Here is a 14014-nt window from a genome sequence, read left to right as displayed (position 1 = left end):
ATCCGGATACCGCCAGCGTGACACCCCTCCCGGACACGACACGGCCGCAACTCAGACGCACGCTCGGGTTCTGGCTGCTGACGCTGTACGGCCTCGGCGTCGTCGTCGGGGCGGGGATCTACGTGCTGATCGGGGCCATTGCCGGCATCGCCGGCATCTTCGCGCCCTTCTCCTTCGTGATTGCGGCGGCAATCGTCGGCGTCACCTCGTTGTCCTACATGGAGCTTGCAAGCCGGCTTCCGGAAGCCGCCGGCGAGGCTGCCTATGTGGATCAGGGCTTCGGGTCGCCGGCCCTGACCGTCGCGGTCGGGCTCGCACTGGTGGTCGTGGGCACCCTGGCGGCGGCGACGATCGCGCTCGGCGCCGCAGGCTACCTTCACTCTTTGATGGCGGCACCCGTCTGGCTTCTGGCGCTGGCCATCGTCGCCGGCCTCGGCGCCATCGCGCTGTGGGGCATTCTGGAGTCCGCCGTGCTGGCGGCTGCGCTGACGGTGCTGGAGGTCGGCGGCCTGCTGCTGGTTGCGGGCGCCGCCCTGTTCGACGAACCCGCCATCCTGATGCGCGTCGGCGACATCGTGCCGCCGCCGTCCTGGCAGGCGTGGTCGGCGATCGTCTCCGGCAGCGTCATCGCGTTCTTCGCGTTCATCGGCTTCGAGGACATGGTCAACGTTGCCGAGGAGGTGAAGGCGCCCGAACGCACCATGCCCCGCGCCATCGCACTGGTCTTCGTGACGGCCGTGCTGCTCTATCTTGTGGTTGCCACCGTCTGCGTGCTGGCGGTGCCCGTGGAGGACCTCGCCGCATCGTCGGCGCCGCTGGCCCTCGTCGCTGGAAAGCGGTTGCCCGGCGCCGACACCGTCGTGACCCTGATTGCCATCGCCGCGACGCTGAACGGCATCCTCGTGCAGTTCATCATGGCGCCGCGCGTCCTCTACGGGCTGGCCCGGCGCGGTCGCCTGCCGGCCTGGCTCGGCCGCGTCGGCGAACGGCGCGGCACACCGGCGAACGCGACGCTGGTCGTGCTGGCCGGGGTGTTCGCGCTGACGCTGAGCCTGCACATCGGGGACCTCGCCGCGATCAGCTCGCAGCTGATCATGGCGATCTTCGTCATGGTCAACCTCGCGCTTGTCCGCCTCAAGCGCGCCGGCGGCCCGCCGCCGCCCATCTCCGTTCCGCTGATCGCGCCCGTTCTCGGCGCGATCCTGTCCGCCGCGCTGCTGGTCGCGAGTGTGGTGCTTTGACGCCGCGGCCTTGACGCGGCCTGCGTGTTGGTCGCCTATCACCGCAAAACAGACCGCGACCCTGGGAGGAAACGATGCTGCGCTTTGCCGCCAACCTGTCGATGATGTTCACGGAGCTGCCGTTCATGGAACGCTTCGCCGCTGCGCGACAGGCCGGCTTCAACGGCGTGGAGTTCCTGTTCCCGTACGATTTCGACGCCGGCGACCTGGCCGCGCAGCTTGCCGCCTACGACCTGAAGCAGGTGCTCTTCAACCTGTATCCCGGCGACTTTTCCGCCGGCGAGCGGGGGCTCGCCGCGATGCCGGGCCGGGAGGCCGACTTCGAGGCCTCCGTCTCCCAGGCGCTCGCCTATGCGGACGCGCTCGGCTGTTCGCTGCTGCACTGCATGGCCGGCGTGCCGACGCCCTCCGACGACCCGGAACGGGTCAGGGATACCTACATCGGCAACCTCCGCCGGGCGGCGGCGGAAGCAAGCGCGCACGGCGTCACCATCCTGATCGAGCCGATCAACTTGCGCGACAACCCGGGCTATTTCCTGTCGGATCTCGGCGAGGCGCGGCGGATCATCGAGAGCGTGGCGGTCGACAATCTGCGCCTGCAGCTCGACCTCTATCACCGCCAGGTGACGCGCGGCGACCTGATCCACGCCATTCGCGACTATCTCGACATCGCCCGGCACGTCCAGATCGCCAACCCGCCGGACCGCGCCGACCCGGGCACGGGCGAGATCAACTATCCCTTCGTGTTCGCCGAACTGGAGACGCTCGGCTACGACGGCTGGATCGGCTGCGAATACCGGCCGCCGGCGGCCACAACGGACAGCCTGGCGTGGTTCGAGCCCTACATGACCCGCACGCACTGAGCGTCCGGCCCTACCCGATCAGGATCAGCAGCGCCGAATAAAGGGCCGCCCCGGCGGCGAGCGGCAGGAAGCGGCTGTCGCGGTCCTCGGGCAGTTCCTCCTTCAGCGTGTTGAGCACGACGCCGCCGGCGAGGAAGGCGAACAGGAAGCCGATGACGATCGGCGGCACCTCCCGGTCGAGCGCGCCGACGAGCCAGCCCGCCGCGATCCCGGCCGCCAGCACCCAGCGGGTCTCGGCGTCGTAGTCGTCGGCATGCTCCTGGCGCTGGCCAAAGTCGCTGGTCGCCAGGTGCAGCAGCATGGCCGAGGCATAGAACGCCAGCGACCACAGCCCGGTCTGCTCGCGGTGCAGCAGCAGGTATCCGATCAGGAAGTTGAAGAAGAAGAACGAGCCGAGGTGCAGCCACTTCACCTCGCGCTCCAGCCGGCTCTCGCCGGTCGCGGCCAGCCGCCGGCCGCGCGAGGTCTTCGCCGCCCGCTCCAGCCCGAAGAACACCAGCAGGCCCGACAGCGACACCAGGTACACCCAGGCCTCGGCGGCCTCGTCGCTCAGTTCCAGCGCCCTGGCGAACGTCTTCTGGTGGGCGGCCAGTTCCGGCAGCACGTGCAGGAAGATATAGGCGACTGCGACGCCGCCGGCGACCGACAGCAACGCATGCCGCGGCGTGCCTTCGAGAAACCGCAGCCGCCCGATGAACAGGTGAACGGCGATGAAGGCGAGCGCGGCGAGGAGGGTGAGGATCAGCATGGCGATTCGGTCCGGTCCGGCCGATCATAGACGGCAGCGCCGGATTGTGAACGCCGCCGTCCGGACACGGCGTGCCGGACCGTCCGCTGCGGCCCTCGGCTTCGAGCCTCTCGCGTAAGGCACTCGAAACGCTCACGCGTTTCGCCGCTGACGCGGACCGTGCCTTACCCCCCTCTCCAACTCTCCCCCACAAGGGGGGAGAGAGGCGCAAGCCGCCAGTCATTGCAGGTCCCAAATACTCCTGTCGTGCAGCAGGCATCGAAGCATCGACTCACGACGGGCGGATGCCCCAGGGGACCCTCTCCCCCCTTGTGGGGGAGAGTTGGAGAGGGGGGTGAGCCCCGGTGCCGCGCAGCGGCAGCGAAAGCAACGCTTTCGCAGGGGCGAACGCCCGAGGCGCAAAGCCGAGGGCTGGGGCAGCCTGCGACCCGCGCATCCGCAACTCGTCGAGACGCACCGTCGTCCCGCCCCGCCACACGGACGACGGCCGGCACGGACCGCTTTCCCGGCCCTCGGCTTCTGGCCTCGGGCCTTCGTCGCTCCAAACGCGATGCGTTTCGTCCGCTGACGCGGACCGCTCGCCCCAGCCCTCGGCTTCTGGCCTCGGGCGTTCGTCGCTCGAAACGCCATGCGTTTCGTCCGCTGACGCGGACCGCTCCTCACCCCCCGATCGGCAGCGACCTGCGCTCGCTCAGGGTCTCCAGCACCACCTCGGAGCGCACTTGGCTGATGCTTTCGTGCGGCAGCAGGACGTCGTTGACGAAGGCCGACAGGTCCGGCAGCGAGCCGACCACCACCTTGAGCAGGTAGTCCGCCTCGCCGGTCAGCGCATAGGCCTCCTGGATCTCCGGCAGCCGCCGGGCGAGGTCGCGGAAGCGCCGGGCGTTGGCGGCGTTGTGGCGCGCCAGCGTCACGTGGATGAAGACGATGGTGGCGAGCCCCAGCCGCCCGGCGTCGAGCTCGGCCCGGTAGCGGCGGATGATGCCGTCGGCCTCCAGCCGGGCGCGGCGGCGCGAGACCTGCGAGGCCGACAGGTGGACGCGGTCGGCGAGCTGCTGGTTGGTCAGGTCGCCGGCCTCCTGCAGCGCGTCGAGAATCCGCAGGTCCACCGCGTCCAGTGCCGTCATCGTGCGCCTGTTCCGGATATCATGCACAAACCGTGCACATCATGCCGAATTCGGGGCCGCTTCGCAAACACGTCGCATGTTTCGTGCGCGACAATGATCCCAATATCGAACACATCCGCAGGAGGATCTGATGGGACCGTTTCCGCACGACGCCCCGCCGGCCAAAATCGACGACACCAATCCGATGGGCACCGACGGCTTCGAGTTCGTCGAGTTCGCCCATCCCGATGCCGCGGTGCTGAAGGACCTGTTCGCGCGCATGGGCTTCACGCCGGTGGCGAAGCACAGGTCGCGCGACATCTGGGTCTACCGGCAGGGCGACATCAACTACGTCGTCAATGCCGACGCTGGCTCGTTCGCCGCCGGTTTCGTCAGGCATCACGGCCCCTGCGCCCCCTCGATGTGCTGGCGCGTGGTCGACGCCGACCATACGTTCAGGCGCGCGGTCGAGCTCGGCGCCACCCCCTACGAGGGCGAGGACGGCGAGAAGACCCTGTCCGTTCCGGCGATCCGCGGCATCGGCGACAGCCTGATCTATTTCGTCGACCGCTACGGCGACAAGGGCTCGCCCTATGCCGACGAGTTCGACTGGCTCGGCGAGGCGGATCCGAAGCCGGAGGGCGTCGGCTTCTACTATCTCGACCACCTGACCCACAACGTGCGCCGCGGCAACATGGACACCTGGTTCGACTTCTATGCCGACCTGTTCAACTTCCGCCAGATCCGCTTCTTCGACATCGAGGGCCGGCTGACGGGCCTGTTCTCGCGCGCCCTGACCAGCCCCTGCGGCAAGATCCGCATCCCGATCAACGAGTCGGCCGACGAGAACTCGCAGATCGAGGAATACCTGAAGGACTACAAGGGCGAAGGCATCCAGCACATCGCGATCGCCACCGAGGACATCTATTCGGCGACCGACAGGCTCGCCGACAATGGCGTGACCTTCATGCCCGGCCCGCCGGAAACCTATTACGAGAAAAGCCACGAGCGGGTCGCCGGCCACCAGGAGCCGATCGACAGGCTCAGGAAGCACGGCATCCTGATCGACGGCGAAGGCGTCGTCGACGGCCGCGAGACGAAGATCCTTCTGCAGATCTTCTCCAAGACCGTGATCGGCCCGATCTTCTTCGAGTTCATCCAGCGCAAGGGCGACGACGGCTTCGGCGAGGGCAACTTCCGCGCGCTGTTCGAATCGATCGAGGAGGACCAGATCCGCCGCGGCGTGCTCAAGGCCGACGCGGCGGAGTGATCGTCCGGCAGGCAATGCACGAGCGGGCCGGTCGTCGCGCATTGCCGGGCGCAGGGCGTGGCTGAAACCAAGTCGGCCCGTTGCGGACACGGTTTTGAAACATATTCGCGGTAACCGGGTTCTCCATCGCGAGTAGAGTGCGATGGAGACCTTCCGTGTCCAGTGATCGACCCGCCAGCCTCGTCACCCGCTGGCTTTCCGTGATTGCAGGCGTCGCCGCGCTGGTCGGCGTCGTTCTCGGCCTGGGCGGCGGCGTCCGGGCCGCCGGTCCGTCCGCGGTATCGAACGCACTCGGAGCCGCCGTCACCGTCCAGACCGACCTCCGGAGCCGCTAGCGGCCGGCATATGCCGGCGGCCGACGCCCGATCCACGCGGCCAGTCCCTCCCGCGCGTCCGCGCATGCCGACATCCGCGCGAACTGCTCGCGTTCGATCAGCAGGCCCTCGTCGATCGTGACATTGAGCCCGCGCGTCACCGCCGTGAGGATCCGTGCGGCGGCAAGCGGGGAGTGGCGCAGGATGCGCCCGGCCAGGTCGAACGCCGCAGGCAGCAGGTCGTCGTGCGGCACGACGCGGTTGACCAGCCCCAGGTCGAGGGCGCGCGCCGGGGTGAACGGGTCGCCGGTCAGCAGCAGTTCCAGTGCGCGCTTGCGCCCGGCCAGCCGCGGCAGACGCTGCGTGCCGCCGAAGGTCGGCGGGATGCCGATGTTGATTTCCGGCTTGGCGAACAGCGCACGCTCGCTCGCCACCGCCAGATGCACGGCTTCGGTGATCTCGCAGCCGCCGCCATAGGCGATGCCGTTGACGGCGGCGATCACCGGCTTCGGGAACGCTTCCAGCCGCGCCGTCATCGCCTGGCCGCGCCGGCAGAAGTCGCGCACCGCCTCGTCGACGCCGCGCGCCATGCTCGCGGTGAACTCGGGAATGTCGCCGCCGGCCGAGAAGGCCCGTCCCGCGCCGGTCAGGACGACCGCTCGGACCGCCGGGTCGCGCTCGATCCCGTCGAGGCGGGCCATCAGAAGGTCGATCGTGGCATAGTTCAGTGCATTGAGCTTGTCGGGCCTGTTCAGGGTCAGGAGAGCGAGTTCGCCGCGCTGCTCGACCGTCACCGGTTCGGACATGTCCACCTCCATGTGCTCGCGTCCGTCTTCAAGGTTGCCGCGAGACTGACGGCCGTGTACGGTCCTGTAAACTCACTGGTTGGTATACATCAAGATGCCCCGCACCCGCACCGATACGAAGCACCGCATCCTGACCGCGGCGAACCGTCTGTTCTATGCCGAGGGCATCCGCGCGGTGAGCGTGGATGCGGTGGCCGAGAAGGCGAAGATCACCAAGAAGACGCTCTACTATCACTTCCGGAGCAAGGACGACCTGGTCACCGAGTACCTGAAATCCCGCGACCAGCCGAACCTCGACGCCTTCCGGACGTGGTTCGACGCGGCCGACGGCGGGCTGACCGACCAGGTCTACGCGATCTTCGAGGGCGTCGCCCGCGGCGCCAAGCATCCCAAGTGGCGCGGCTGCGGCTTCCTGCGCACCGCCGGCGAGCTCGCCAGCACCCCCGGCCATCCCGCGGTCAAGGCCGGCGCCGCCCACAAGAAGCGCTTCGAGAAATGGCTCGAGGAGACCTTCGCCGCCGCCGGCGCCGCCGCCCCGGCGACGCTGGCCCGGCGCGTGACGCTGCTGCTCGAAGGCGCCTTCGCCGCCTCGCTGATCCACCGCGACGCCACCTACATCCTCGAGGCCGGCGAGGCCGCCAGGGACATGGTCGCCCTGAGCACCTAGTGGTCCGATTCCGACATTGGCATCCCGCCGATGCAGGCCCGGGAGCAGACGTCGGAATCCAAAGACCCACTAGCCGCGAACTGCGTTTGCATCGGCGCGCCATGTAGCCTCCTTCCGCTCGCCCCCGTGAAAACGGGGACCCGGCGCCACACGCCGGCGAAGCCGCCGCTGCTGGAGCGTCTCCCCGACCCACAAAAGGAGCCCTCATGGTGAGGAGCCTTGCGTCAGCAAGGCGTCTCGAACCACGAGGGCGGCCCGCACAAGAGCACCCGCCGCGAAAATTGCGCCTTCGGCCTCTCCTCACGCGGGGCCCCGGATCAGGTCGGGGCGTATGTCCGTCGTATGTCGAGGCCGTGGATCGACCGCGGCCTGCGTCCAGGCCGCCGCGCCGGGGCCAGCGCGACACGCCGGCGAAGCCGCCGCTGTCGTGCTGCATGTCCGCACGGCACGCCCCAAGCCCTCATGGTGAGGAGCGGGCAAAGCCCGCGTCTCGAACCACGAGGGCGGCCCGTGCAAGAGCACCCGCCGCGAATATTGCGCCTTCGGCGGCTCGTCACGCTGGATTCCGGCTCACCGTCCGCTCACGGCCGTTCGCTCCCGGCGTCCGGAACGATCCGATGATCGAGCGTCCCGATTCAACCCGCAAGCAGGTTTCTCCAGCCGCCGCCCCCGCGCCGCCACCGGAAATCCGCTGCCCCACGGTTGCCTTAAGGCCGCGTTAACGCTAGAGGCATACCATCGATTTCGAAGTCCGATTAAGTTCGGGGCCAGCTCGGTTCGGGACGGGGACGCCGGAACACGGCGACGGAGGCGGCGCTTGGGGAAGCGCCGCCTTTTTCATGCGCCGGCCCCCTGACGGTCATCCCACGCTGTCGATCCTCCCACGCTGACGATCGCTACCGCCGGCGCACCGCGCGGGCGATGGCGCGCTTGAGGCGGCTCCGCGTCCGCCCTACTGTGCCGGCCACAGGATCGCCTCCCTCGAAAGGACAGGTCATGACGGCGGCAGCCCAGTTGCACCCCGCACTCGAGACACACCGCAACATCATCGCCGGGCGCAGCGTTGCGGCCGCCGACGGCCGCACCCTCGACGTACTCTGCCCCTCCGACGGCGCCGTCTTCGCGGCGATCGCCCGCTCCGGCGCGGCCGACGTCGATGCAGCCGTCGCCGCCGGGCGGGCCGCCTTCGAGGGGGCCTGGGGCCGCATGGCGCCGCACGAGCGCGGCCGCCTGCTGACCAGGCTCGGCCAGGCGATCCTCGACAATTTCGACGAGCTGGCGGAGCTCGAATCGCGCGACACCGGCAAGCCGGCCCGGCAGGGCAAGGCCGACATCACCTCGGCGGCGCGCTATTTCGAGTTCTACGGCGGGGCCTGCGACAAGCTCTCCGGCGACACCCTGCCCTTCCTGCCGGATCACATGGCCCTGACGCTGCGCGAGCCGCACGGCGTCACCGGCCACATCATCCCGTGGAACTACCCGGCCCAGATGTACGGCCGCTCGGTCGGCGGCGCGCTGGCGATGGGCAACGCGGTGGTGCTCAAGCCGGCCGAGGAGGCCTGCCTGACGCCGCTGCGCATCACCGGGCTCGCCCTCGAAGTGGGCTTCCCGGCCGGCGCCATCAACATCGTCACCGGCACCGGCGAGGAGGCCGGCGCGGCCCTGTCGGGCCATCCCGGCATCGACTTCATCTCGTTCACCGGCTCGCCGGAGGTTGGCACGCTGGTGCAGGCGGCGGCCGCCCGCAACCATATCGGCGCCACGCTGGAGCTCGGCGGCAAGTCGCCGCAGATCCTGTTCGCCGACGCCGACCTCGAGGCGGCGCTACCGGTCGTCGTCAACGCCATCATCCAGAACGGCGGCCAGACCTGCTCGGCCGGCAGCCGCGTGCTGATCGAGGAATCGATCTGCGAGGAGGTGATGAAGGACCTCGCGCAGCGCTTCGCCGGGCTCGTCGCCGGACCGCACCAGGACGACCGGGACGTCGGGCCGCTGATCAGCGCCCGCCAGCGCGACAGGGTCTCGGGCTTTCTCGCCCGGGCGAAGGACGAGGGCGTGCCGTTGCTCGCCGAGGGCACCATCGCCGACGGCGCGCCGGCCGGCGGCTTCTATGCTGCGCCCGCCCTGTTCGGCCCGGTGCCGCGCGACAACGCGCTCGCCTGCGACGAGGTGTTCGGCCCCGTCCTGTCGGCGATCCCGTTCGCCGACGAGGCCGACGCCGTCAGGGTCGCCAATGCCTCCGACTACGGTCTCGTCGCCGGCGTCTGGACCGCCGACGGCGCCCGCCAGATGCGCGTCGCCAGGGCGCTGCAGGTCGGCCAGGTCTTCGTCAACTGCTACGGCGCCGGCGGCGGCGTCGAGCTGCCCTTCGGCGGCCGCAAGAAGTCCGGCCACGGCCGCGAGAAGGGCTTCGACGCGCTCTACGAGTTCTCGACCAGTAAGACGGTGGTCTTCAGGCACGGCTGAGCGCGAGGTTGCGGACATGGCGACGGCCCCCGAATCCCTCGTCGGCAAGAGCATCGAATGGACCGGCGTGCACCATTCCGGGCACGGCGACTTCACCGACATCTCCACCCACACGGTGACCTACGAGACCGGCACGCACTGCTACATCACCGCCGGCGGCAGGCTGGTCGGCGAGTCGGACTATGTCTACACGCGTCTTGACGACCGCATGGCGATCGTCATCTACCGGCCGCAGGGCTATCAGGGCCGCGACGACGTCGTGCTCAACGCCATGTTCGACTTCGTGGAGGGCAAGGACCGCGCCGTCATAACCGCGGGCGGCGCGCCGTTCGCGGTCGCTGACGGCGACATGCGCGAAGTGCCGCACGTGCCGCGCCCTTGAGCGTCGGTGCCGACGCCTCGGACCGGCTGCGCAGCCGCTCTCGTGATCGCCACCGTCACCCCGCCTGCGCGTGGCTCGGCCGCCGCCGGATCACCAGCCAGGCGCGCCGGTAGTTGAACAGGCCGCCGACCAGGAACAGCACGCTGCCGAGCACGAACTGCGCCGCCAGATAGCTCAGCAGCACGCGCCGGTCTTGAGAACTGTCGAAGGTCCACAGGTACGGCACCGAGGCGACGGCGAAGAGCACCGAGCCGATCACGTAGGACACCGCGGTGAGGTTCATGAGCTGCATCGTCACCAGCGTCTCGGCCTGGACGATCTGCAGGATGTTCACCGAGGCGCCGACGACGAACAGCACGGAACCGACCATGAAGCACCAGGCTCCGCCGGCGACCCAGTCGATCTCGGAAAGGAAGAACAGGCTGCCGACGATGAACAGCACCGAGCCCGACAGGTAGACGCCGACGGCGAGGCTTTCGAGCCGCAGCTTGGCGACGCGCAGGTTGAGCCCGGTGCGCACCGGATGGTGGCCGGCCTCCCGGCGGTGCCGGATCACCTCCAGCAGATCGTGGAGGTTGACCGCGAGATACATGATCGACCCGATCACGAACAGCCAGGCGCCGAGATCCGACCAGGCCTCCAGCGCCGGGAAGAACAGGATGCTGCCGACGACGAACACGACGCCGCCGAGCTTGTACGTCATCGCATTGATCGTCTCCCAGCGGAACTGGCCGCGCGCGTCGGGCCCCTCCTTCGCGAGGCTGTAGAGCCGCGGCCGGTTGGCGATGAGATGAGGCATGTCGTGTCCGGAGGATGGTGGGGAACGGGCGGGGCGGTCTCCTCAGGCTAGCGCGCATGGCGCCTCCCGGCAAAATCCGGCCAGCGGGATCGACGGCCGCCATTGCCCGGACGCCCGGGAACGCTACCCTTGCGTCCGCACACGCCGAGTCGGGCGGGACGCGGGTCCCGGCGACGAGGTCTAGCCAGAGGATCTGCCATGAGCACGTCTCCGCGCGTCGTCGGCGCCGTCGTCTTCCCCGGCTTCGAGCTGCTCGATCTCTACGGGCCGCTGGAGATCTACGCGATGATGTCCGACCGCTTCGAGATCCGCATGATCGGCGAGACCGGCGCGCCGGTCGCCGCGCGTGGCGGACCGGCGACGCTCGTCGACGACGCCATCGCGACGGGAGCGGCCGACCGTGCCTACGACATCCTGCTCGTCCCCGGCGGCTTCGGCACGCGCCGGGAGGTCGACAACCCCGTCCTGACCGGCTGGCTTGCGGAGGCCGCCGCAAGGGCCGAGCTCGTCACCAGCGTCTGCACCGGGGCGGCGCTGCTGGCCCGCGCCGGCCTGCTCGACGGCCGCGGCGCCACCACCAACAAGATGTCGTGGGACTGGGCGACGGCGCACGGTCCGGCGGCGCGCTGGCAGCGCCAGGCGCGCTGGGTCGAGGACGGCAACGTGATCACCTCGGCGGGCGTGTCGGCCGGCATCGACATGACGCTCGCCGTCATCGCCCGCCTGATCGACCGGGAGACGGCCGAAGCGGTGGCCAGGGCGGCCGAATACGTGTGGTGGCGCGAGGCCGACCGCGACGCCTTCGGGTAGGGCCCGCGCCAGGGACCCGGCGGGCAGGCTGCCGCAGGCAACGCCGCGCCTTTCCTGCCGCACTCACCGGGCTGGGCCCGGATCGGGGTCCGGGGCGCAGGCTTGTCGTCTGGCGAGGCAGTCGCGCCTGCCCGCAGCTTACGTCCCGGCCCCCGCGCCGGGACCCAGCGCAGAGGCCGCGGCAGCATCCGCAGCCGGCCGCCGCCTCATCCCGCCCCGCCGTCCTCGTCCTCCTCCCCGGCCCCGTTCTCCCCCTCGACCACCCCGATGATCTGCGCCAGGAGCGCGTGCAGGTCGTCGCGGTGGCCGGAGCGGGCCGATGACTCCTCCTGGCTGGAGGTCATCGCCACGGTCAGGTCGAGCGAGGGCACGACGTACAGCATCTGCCCGCCGTAGCCCCAGGCGAAGCGCACCGGATGGCCGGCGATGTCGCGCATGAACCAGGCATAGCCGTAGTCGTCGCCGGAGAAGACCGACGCCGTGCGCGGCGTCCAGGACTGCGCGATCCAGTCCTCCGACACCAGCCGCTCGCCCCCCGATGTTTCAGTGGCCGGCGTCACCCCGCCGCGCCGGTAGAGCTCGCCGAAGGCGACGAGCGAGCGCGGCGTCATCGCCATCTGGTTGCCGCCGAGATAGATGCCCTGCGGATCGCGCTCCCAGCTGCCGATGTGGAAGCCCTCGAGCGGCCCCAGCCAGTCGCGGGCGAGTTCGAGCGTCGGCCGGCCTGACGCCTTCGTCAGGATCGCCGAGAGTAGGTGCGTGGAGCCGGTCGAATAGAGCATGCCGCCGCCGGGATCGTCGACGAAGGGGCGGGCCAGCGCGTCGCGCACCCAGTTCGGGCTGGCGATCCAGCCGCCGTAGTTGGCCCCGGAGGTGCGTTCGAGCCCGGCCTGCATCGACAGCAGGTTGCCGATGGTGATGTCGTGGATGCGCGGGTCGGGGTCGTCCGGCAGGTCGGCCTCCAGGATCGGCGCGATCGGCTGGTCGGCGCCCTCCAGGATGCCCTTGTCGATGGCGATGCCGACCAGCGCCGAGACGATCGACTTCGACGCCGACTTGATGTTGGTCGAGGCGGTGGTGGAATGGCCGCGATAGCCGCGCTCGGCGACGATCCCCCCGTCGACGGCGACGACCACGGTCTGCAGCGGCCGGAGCGCCTCGGCTGCCTCGAGGACGGGAGCGAGCCGGTCGGCGAGCGGCGCGGTGGTGGACGGCGCTGAGGCGGGCGGCGCTGAGGCGGGTGGCGGCTCCTGCGCGCGGCCGGGACCGGTATGGACCGCGAGACCCGTCAGCGCGGCGGAGAGGACTGAGAGCACGAAGAGGATCTGACGCATTGTCACCGTTGACTGGCTGCGCCCCCCAGGCCGGCACAGGCACGCCGGAGATAGGGCGGCATCGGCGCGCGCCCACCCCTGCTACTGCCCGCCGCGCCGCTCAGGCGCCGGCCAGCGCCGCGATGACGAACAGTCCCAGCACCAGCGCCACGGCGAGATCCGACACCATGGCGACCGTCTCGTTGCCGGTGTGCGACCCTCGCCGCAGGTGCTTGATGCCGGCCAGGCCGAGGAACACCGCGGCGATGAAGGCGACCGGCACCACCCAGCCGGTGAGGACCAGCGAGGCGATTCCCGCCGCCCCGGTGGCCAGGTTGGCGAAGCCCAGTTCCTGGATCGCCACCAGCGCGGCGGGGTCCTTGATGCCGAGGATCTTCTCGGCGGTGAATTCCGGCTTCGTCGTCTGCCTCAGGCCGGCCAGGAACAGCCGGATGCCCCCCGCCCAGAACACGAACCAGCGTCCGACCAGGTCGACGAACCCCGCCGCATCGGGCCTCAGCAGGGGTTCGAGCACGATCGAGAGGACCGGCAGGACGCCCATCATCAGGACGATCAACCAGACATACATGCGGAGCGCCTTTCGGTGTTGGGGGGCTGTCGTTCGGGTCTTGATTTTCCGGGTCTTTTTCTTTCGGGATCCTGGCCTTTTGAGGCTTGGCCTTACGGGCTCCCGGCCGGAGGGGGAGCCGGCCGACCGGGCCCTATTCCTCGGGTTCCGTGGTGAACATCAGCGGGTAGCCGGCCTCGCGGCCGAGGTCCGTCGCCTCGCTCGCCTTGGTCTCGGCGACGTCCTTCTGGAACACCGCGACCACGCAGACGCCCTGCTGGTGGGCGGTCATCATGACGCGGGCGGCCTGCGCCTCGTCCATGCGGAACACGGCCTGCAGCACGATCACCACGAACTCGCGGGGCGTGAAGTCGTCGTTGACCAGGAGAACCTTGTGCAGGCGCGGCCGTTCGGTCTTCGAAACGGTCCTGGTCTTGCCGCGCGGCTTCAGATCGGTATCGGCCATGGTCCCCTCCTCCGCCCCGGGGGTCGCCGGCGCCGGTCGGAGGGCTCGCGGCAACGGGGCGATCGGCTGCTCGGGTTCGCCACACTAGATAGCAGATCGCGCCGAGAAGTCAGCCCTGCCGGGTGCTGGTGGGCGGTTTGGGAACGCGGGCATCCTGCGGGAACGGCAAGAGCCGGCAGGCGGCTGTCGGCCGCG

15 protein-coding genes are annotated in these 14014 nt (G+C 69.8%); 8 read left to right on the top strand and 7 right to left on the bottom strand.

The window, feature by feature from the left end:
* Nucleotides 1–17: 17 nt before the first annotated feature.
* Nucleotides 18–1241, top strand: coding sequence for an APC family permease (locus tag V3328_RS06655; protein ID WP_340328829.1), 1224 nt, complete (start codon nt 18–20; stop codon nt 1239–1241).
* A 74-nt stretch (nt 1242–1315) separates the two neighbouring features.
* The gene (otnI, locus tag V3328_RS06650) at nt 1316–2104 is read left to right on the top strand and encodes a 2-oxo-tetronate isomerase (protein WP_340328828.1); all 789 of its coding nucleotides are present in this window, start codon (nt 1316–1318) and stop codon (nt 2102–2104) included.
* Nucleotides 2105–2114: 10 nt separating this feature from the next.
* On the opposite strand, the gene V3328_RS06645 is transcribed toward otnI, so the two are convergent.
* Both V3328_RS06645 and V3328_RS06640 read right to left on the bottom strand, forming a co-directional pair.
* Nucleotides 2115–2852 (bottom strand): hypothetical protein, encoded by a 738-nt coding sequence (locus V3328_RS06645; protein ID WP_340328827.1) that lies wholly within the window; start codon nt 2850–2852, stop codon nt 2115–2117.
* A gap of 659 nt (nt 2853–3511) precedes the next feature.
* On the bottom strand, nt 3512–3979 hold the full coding sequence (locus V3328_RS06640; protein WP_340328826.1) for an Lrp/AsnC family transcriptional regulator: 468 nt from the start codon (nt 3977–3979) through the stop codon (nt 3512–3514).
* Between the two features lie 130 nt (nt 3980–4109).
* Between V3328_RS06640 and hppD the strand changes: the two genes are divergently transcribed.
* Both hppD and V3328_RS06630 read left to right on the top strand, forming a co-directional pair.
* On the top strand, nt 4110–5228 hold the full coding sequence (gene hppD / locus V3328_RS06635) for a 4-hydroxyphenylpyruvate dioxygenase (protein ID WP_340328825.1): 1119 nt from the start codon (nt 4110–4112) through the stop codon (nt 5226–5228).
* Nucleotides 5229–5383: 155 nt separating this feature from the next.
* Nucleotides 5384–5563 (top strand): hypothetical protein, encoded by a 180-nt coding sequence (locus V3328_RS06630; RefSeq protein WP_340328824.1) that lies wholly within the window; start codon nt 5384–5386, stop codon nt 5561–5563.
* On the opposite strand, the gene V3328_RS06625 is transcribed toward V3328_RS06630, so the two are convergent.
* The gene (locus V3328_RS06625; protein WP_340328823.1) at nt 5560–6348 is read right to left on the bottom strand and encodes a crotonase/enoyl-CoA hydratase family protein; all 789 of its coding nucleotides are present in this window, start codon (nt 6346–6348) and stop codon (nt 5560–5562) included. The genes V3328_RS06630 and V3328_RS06625 overlap by 4 nt on opposite strands.
* Nucleotides 6349–6442: 94 nt before the next feature.
* On the opposite strand from V3328_RS06625, the gene V3328_RS06620 reads away from it, so the two are divergent.
* From V3328_RS06620 to V3328_RS06610, 3 genes are all read left to right on the top strand, one after another.
* On the top strand, nt 6443–7015 hold the full coding sequence (locus tag V3328_RS06620; RefSeq protein WP_340328822.1) for a TetR/AcrR family transcriptional regulator: 573 nt from the start codon (nt 6443–6445) through the stop codon (nt 7013–7015).
* Nucleotides 7016–8011: 996 nt separating this feature from the next.
* Entirely contained in the window at nt 8012–9481 is a 1470-nt protein-coding gene (locus V3328_RS06615) for an aldehyde dehydrogenase family protein (protein WP_340328821.1), read from the top strand.
* Nucleotides 9482–9497: 16 nt separating this feature from the next.
* Nucleotides 9498–9863, top strand: coding sequence for a hypothetical protein (locus V3328_RS06610; protein ID WP_340328820.1), 366 nt, complete (start codon nt 9498–9500; stop codon nt 9861–9863).
* A gap of 55 nt (nt 9864–9918) precedes the next feature.
* On the opposite strand, the gene V3328_RS06605 is transcribed toward V3328_RS06610, so the two are convergent.
* Nucleotides 9919–10662, bottom strand: coding sequence for a YrhK family protein (locus tag V3328_RS06605; protein ID WP_340328819.1), 744 nt, complete (start codon nt 10660–10662; stop codon nt 9919–9921).
* Between the two features lie 198 nt (nt 10663–10860).
* Here V3328_RS06605 and V3328_RS06600 point away from each other — a divergent pair, with 198 nt between their 5' ends.
* A complete protein-coding gene (locus tag V3328_RS06600) occupies nt 10861–11472 on the top strand; it encodes a DJ-1/PfpI family protein (protein ID WP_340328818.1) in 612 nt (203 codons plus the stop codon).
* A gap of 206 nt (nt 11473–11678) precedes the next feature.
* Here V3328_RS06600 and V3328_RS06595 read toward each other — a convergent pair whose 3' ends face one another.
* The 3 genes from V3328_RS06595 to clpS form a co-directional block, all read right to left on the bottom strand.
* Nucleotides 11679–12806, bottom strand: a complete 1128-nt coding sequence (locus V3328_RS06595) for a serine hydrolase domain-containing protein (RefSeq protein ID WP_378758946.1) — start codon at nt 12804–12806, stop codon at nt 11679–11681.
* A 100-nt stretch (nt 12807–12906) separates the two neighbouring features.
* The gene (locus V3328_RS06590; protein ID WP_340328816.1) at nt 12907–13374 is read right to left on the bottom strand and encodes a DUF6790 family protein; all 468 of its coding nucleotides are present in this window, start codon (nt 13372–13374) and stop codon (nt 12907–12909) included.
* A 133-nt stretch (nt 13375–13507) separates the two neighbouring features.
* Nucleotides 13508–13819, bottom strand: a complete 312-nt coding sequence (gene clpS / locus V3328_RS06585; RefSeq protein WP_340328815.1) for an ATP-dependent Clp protease adapter ClpS — start codon at nt 13817–13819, stop codon at nt 13508–13510.
* Nucleotides 13820–14014: the final 195 nt, after the last annotated feature.

This window comes from Microbaculum marinum (assembly GCF_037855135.1).
Classification (GTDB): Bacteria; Pseudomonadota; Alphaproteobacteria; order Rhizobiales; family Tepidamorphaceae; genus Microbaculum; species Microbaculum marinum.
Note: the sequence above shows the minus strand (reverse complement) of the source record. Positions and strands in the feature narration are given on the sequence as shown.